Genomic DNA, 4887 nt, shown 5'->3' on the forward strand with positions numbered 1-4887 from the left:
ATCATCGCCACCGGTGCGCGGGGACGGGTGGCGGGCTGGAAACGACCTTCGAGCCGGCCTTCGGGACCAGGAAAAATGACTGCGGGCATTGCTGTGTATGGACCTGACTTTGCATGTCACCCGCCAATGCCCGAAGAACGAGCTTGCGGCAGGTGCGAAACGATGAACTGGCGCTATATAGAATTATCGCCTCAGAAAACAACTTAGACGCAGGATGACCCGCGAGCGCCTTTATCTCGACCATGCGGCCTCCGCACCGCTGCTGCCGCAAGCCCGTGATGCGTGGCTGCAAGGCGTGGGGATTTGGTCAAATCCCTCCAGCCCGCACGGCCCCGGTCGCGCGGCGCGGGCGGCCTTGGAAGACGCGCGAGAGCGGCTGAAAAGCGCCTTGGGTTGGAGCGGGGAAGTCGTCTTCACTTCGGGCGCGAGCGAGGCCTTGGCCATCGCGCTCCAGCGCTGCGTGATGGACGTGGCCGCGATCAGCGTGGTGGAGCACGATGCGGTCCTGCGGCTGGCCCCTGATGCGGATCGCCTGCTGGTCGGACGAGACGGGCTGGTCGAGCCGCTGGCTGCTGCCCGACGCGGACTGGTGGCGGTACAGCAGGTCAACAACGAGACCGGCGTGATCCAGCCTCTGGACGCGATTGCGCCGATGGTGCGGGGCGCGGGCGGCCTGCTGCTGGCGGATTGTGCCCAAAGTGCGGGGAAGCTCAGTCTTCCTGATGCGGACCTGATCGCGATTTCGGCGCACAAGTTTGGCGGCCCGATCGGTATGGGCGCTTTGCTGGTTAAGGACTGGGCGATGCTGCGCCCGACAGGTGGGCAAGAGCGTGGCTATCGTCCCGGCACCGAGAACCTTCCCGGCGCTCTGGCCATGGTCGCCGCGCTGGATACAGGTGCCGAGTGGCTGGCGAGCGCTGCCGAATTGCGGGCAGAGCTCGAGCAGGCCATCGTTCAGGCAGGTGGCGAGGTTATTGCCGGCGCGTCACCACGCCTGCCTACAATCGGGGCCTATCGCATGCCCAGCGTCCCCGCCGCCGTCCAACTGATCCGCTTCGACAGCCAGGGGATCGCGGTTTCTGCGGGCAGCGCATGCTCGTCAGGCAGCCTGAAGGCCAGCCATGTGCTGACGGCGATGGGTATCGAAGGCGCGTCAGAGGTGGTCCGCGTCAGCATCGGGCCAGAGACCACGCGGGAGAATATCGTGCGTTTCATAACCGCATGGGCGGACATGGCGCGGGGCCGAGCGGCGGCATGATCTATCTCGATTATCAGGCCACCACGCCGCTCGCTCCCGAGGCGCGGGATGCGATCCTGCCCTGGCTCGGTGGTCCCGAGGCTGCGGGTTTCGCCAATCCCCACAGCCCCCATCGGCCCGGTCGCGCCGCCGCCGCCGCCGTCGAAGTCGCGCGTGAGCGAGTGGCCGGACTGCTGCCGCCGGGGGGGCGGGTGATCTTCACCGGCAGTGCGACCGAAGCGCTGAATCTGGCGATCATCGGCTCGGGCGCGAAGCGGCTGGCGGTGTCGGCTATCGAGCATGCCGCAGTGCTGGATACCGCGCGCTGGGTGCAGCCCGACGCCCGCATCCTGCCGGTCGATCGCGACGGACTAGTGGACGGCGCGGCCAACCTCGATGGCCTCGATCTGGTCGCGGTGATGCAGGTGAATAACGAGATCGGAACAGTCCAGCCGATCGAGGCGCTCGCCGCCGCCGCGCACCGGGAAGGGGCTCTGTTCCTGTGCGATGCCGTGCAGGGTGCGGGCAAGATCGCGCCGCCCGCCTCGGCTGACATGATCGCCCTTTCGGCGCACAAGCTTTACGGCCCCAAGGGGATCGGGGCGCTTTGGGTGCGGAACGGGATTGCCCTCACGCCGTTGATCCACGGTGGCGGGCAGGAGCAGGGCTTGCGGTCTGGCACTCTCAGCCCGGCGCTGTGCGCGGGCTTTGGCGCAGCCGCCGTGCTGGCGTGTGATCGCGCAGAGGCGGACGCCGCGCACATCGATGCCCTCTGGCACCGCGCGCGGGAACTGCTGAGCCGGTGGACGCTTAATGGTTCGCCTGATCGACGCTGGCGGGGCAACCTCAATATCCGGCTGGACGGCCTGGATGTCGCCCGGCTGATGTCGGACTTGCGCGATATCGCGTTTTCCGCTGGTTCGGCATGTGCCAGCGGCTCTGGCCGGCCCAGCCATGTGCTGACCGCGCTGGGCCTAAATCCGAAAGAGGCGAAATCCTCTGTTCGTCTCGGATTTGGGAGATATAGTAGTTACCGGGAAATAGAGGATGCCTGCGCACGTATAGAGGCCGCAGCCGCGGCGCAGGGAGTGTGATGTCTTGAACGTCCGTTTCGTCACGACCAAGGGTGATCTGATCACCGCGCAAGCCGTACAAGGCGCACGCCTGCTTGAGGTAGCGCAGGCTGCCGGGATGCCCCTGGAAGGGACGTGTGAAGGCCAGATGGCCTGCTCCACTTGCCATGTAATCGTATCGCCCGATTGGTTCGAGAAACTTTCCCCGGCTTCTGCGGATGAAGAGGACATGCTGGACCTGGCGGCGGGTGTCACGCGCACCAGTCGCCTGGCGTGCCAGATCGAATTGTCGGGTGAGCTTGATGGTTTGACGGTGAAAATCCCCACCATCGCGCGCGATATGCAGTTCGGTTGACAGGACGGGCGGGGTAGATCGTCCCGGGCCGGGCCCGGGACGATACCGGATCACGCCGTTACGGGCGCGTTCACTGCCTCGATCAAAGCCTTGCTGAATGCCGGAATGTCATCCGGCTTGCGGCTCGTGATGAACTGGCCATCGATCGCCACTTCCTGATCCACCACGTTCGCGCCGGCGTTGCGCAGATCGGTTCGTATCGATGGCCAGCTGGTGACGGTCTTGCCCTTCACCACATCGGCTTCGACCAGCATCCAGGGCCCATGGCAGATCGCGGCGACGGGCTTGCCGCTATTGGCGAAGTCTTTCACCAGCGACACGGCCTTCTCTTCCATCCGCAGCTTATCCGGATTGATCTGCCCACCCGGCAGCAGCAGCGCGTCGTAATCGGCGGCGTTCACCTGATCGAGTGTCTTGTCCACTTTCACGCTATCGCCCCAGTCGGTCATGTCCCAGCCCTTGATCTCGCCGTCGTTGGGGCTGGCGACCGTGGTTTCGATGCCGGCATCTTCCAGCGCCTGCTTCGGCTTGGTCAATTCCGACTGCTCGAAGCCGTCGGTTGCGAGGATGAGGACCTTTTTAGCCATGTTCGTAATCTCCTGCTTATGTGCGTGCTGGGAGAATGAACGGCGCAAAACTTCTGTTCCGGGAGTTCCGCTCGGCTCACGGCGTTGCTAGGGCGTTCCAGCAATGGTGAGCAAGTCCGACGATAAAGATCCCTTCGACGCCATCGTCGATGCGCCGTTCGATGCGGCGTTATCCGAACGCTATCTGGTCTATGCGCTGTCCACCATCACGGCGCGTTCGCTGCCGGACCTGCGCGATGGGCTGAAGCCGGTGCATCGGCGGTTGTTGTGGGCCATGCGCCAGCTGAAGCTCGATCCGGGGCAGGCCTATAAGAAGAGCGCCCGTGTGGTGGGCGACGTCATCGGCAAGTACCACCCGCACGGCGACGCCTCCGTCTATGATGCGATGGTGCGCCTGGCGCAGGACTTTTCGCTGCGCTATCCGCTAGTTCAGGGCCAGGGCAACTTCGGCAATATCGATGGCGATAACGCCGCCGCCTATCGCTACACCGAAGCGCGTCTGACCAAGACCGCGATCCAGCTGATGGCCGGGTTGGACGAAGGCACGGTCAAGTACATCCCCACCTACAACGGCGAGGATGAAGAGCCGGAGATCTTCCCCGGCATCTTCCCCAATCTGCTGGCGAACGGGGCCACCGGCATCGCGGTAGGTATGGCAACGTCGATCCCCAGCCACAACGTGGCCGAGATCATCGACGCCACCTTGCTGCTGATCGAGCGGCCCGAAGCCACGCATGCAGAGCTGATGGAGGTGTTCAAGGGGCCCGATTTCGCGACCGGCGGCCTGGTGGTGGATAGCCCTGAGCTGATCTCCTCCGCCTATGAAAGCGGCAAGGGCGCGTTCCGCGTGCGCGGGCGCTTCTCCGCCGGACGCGTGGGAGATGGCTGGGAACCGACCGGGATCGAGAAGTTGGGCAGCGGCCAGTGGCAGCTCGTCATCAGCGAAATTCCTTACATGTTGCCCAAGGCCAAGCTGATCGAGCAGATCGCCAACCTGATCGGTGACCGCAAGCTGCCGATCCTGGAAGATGTGCGCGATGAAAGCGACGAGGCGATCCGTATCGTCCTCGTGCCCAAGAGCCGCAACGTCGATCCCGAATTGCTGAAGGAAAGCCTGTACCGGCTGACCGACATGGAAACCCGCTTCACGCTGAACCTCAACGTGCTGGACGCGCACCGCACGCCCGGAGTGATGGGCCTGAAGCTGTTGTTGCAGGAGTGGGTGTACAGCCAGATCGACATCCTGCTGCGCCGCACCCGGCATCGGCTGGAAAAGATCGCCGCGCGGCTGGAACTGGTCGCCGGCTACATCATCGCCTACCTCAATCTCGATCGGATCATCGAGATCATCCGCACCGAGGATGAGCCCAAGCCGGTGATGATGGCGGAGTTCGAGCTGACAGACCGTCAGGCCGAGGCGATCTTGAACATGCGGCTGCGCTCGTTGCGCAAGCTGGAGGAGATGGAGCTTCGGCGGGAGCATGAGGACCTGCTGAAGGAGCAGGGCGAATTGCAGGCCCTGTTGGACAGCCCGGCCCGTCAGCGCACGCGCCTGAAGCGCGACTTGGCCAATCTGCGCAAGGATTACGCCGAGGACACCGCACTCGGCCGTCGCCGCACTACGATCGCCCAGGC

5 protein-coding genes and 1 pseudogene are annotated in these 4887 nt (G+C 64.4%); 4 read left to right on the top strand and 2 right to left on the bottom strand.

Annotated elements, in window-relative coordinates:
* Positions 1-89 (bottom strand): annotated as a pseudogene (locus tag ACHWRX_RS14620) (alpha/beta hydrolase); the annotation flags it as partial.
* Positions 90-214: 125 nt separating this feature from the next.
* Here ACHWRX_RS14620 and ACHWRX_RS14625 point away from each other — a divergent pair.
* The 3 genes from ACHWRX_RS14625 to ACHWRX_RS14635 are packed head-to-tail and all read left to right on the top strand — an operon-like array spanning position 215 to position 2665.
* On the top strand, positions 215-1258 hold the full coding sequence (locus ACHWRX_RS14625) for a cysteine desulfurase family protein (protein ID WP_394659732.1): 1044 nt from the start codon (positions 215-217) through the stop codon (positions 1256-1258).
* Positions 1255-2331, top strand: coding sequence for a cysteine desulfurase family protein (locus tag ACHWRX_RS14630; RefSeq protein WP_394659733.1), 1077 nt, complete (start codon positions 1255-1257; stop codon positions 2329-2331). The genes ACHWRX_RS14625 and ACHWRX_RS14630 overlap by 4 nt, the downstream gene beginning before the upstream one ends.
* Before the next feature lie 4 nt (positions 2332-2335).
* A complete protein-coding gene (locus tag ACHWRX_RS14635) occupies positions 2336-2665 on the top strand; it encodes a 2Fe-2S iron-sulfur cluster-binding protein (protein WP_394659734.1) in 330 nt (109 codons plus the stop codon).
* Between the two features lie 50 nt (positions 2666-2715).
* Here the strand turns inward: ACHWRX_RS14635 and ACHWRX_RS14640 are convergent, their stop codons facing one another.
* The gene (locus ACHWRX_RS14640; RefSeq protein WP_394659735.1) at positions 2716-3252 is read right to left on the bottom strand and encodes a type 1 glutamine amidotransferase domain-containing protein; all 537 of its coding nucleotides are present in this window, start codon (positions 3250-3252) and stop codon (positions 2716-2718) included.
* 103 nt (positions 3253-3355) lie between these two features.
* On the opposite strand from ACHWRX_RS14640, the gene ACHWRX_RS14645 reads away from it, so the two are divergent.
* On the top strand, positions 3356-4887 hold a 1532-nt coding region (locus tag ACHWRX_RS14645; RefSeq protein ID WP_394659736.1), incomplete at its 3' end, for a DNA topoisomerase IV subunit A.

This window comes from uncultured Novosphingobium sp. (assembly GCF_964277725.1).
Taxonomy (GTDB): domain Bacteria; phylum Pseudomonadota; class Alphaproteobacteria; order Sphingomonadales; family Sphingomonadaceae; genus Novosphingobium; species Novosphingobium fluoreni.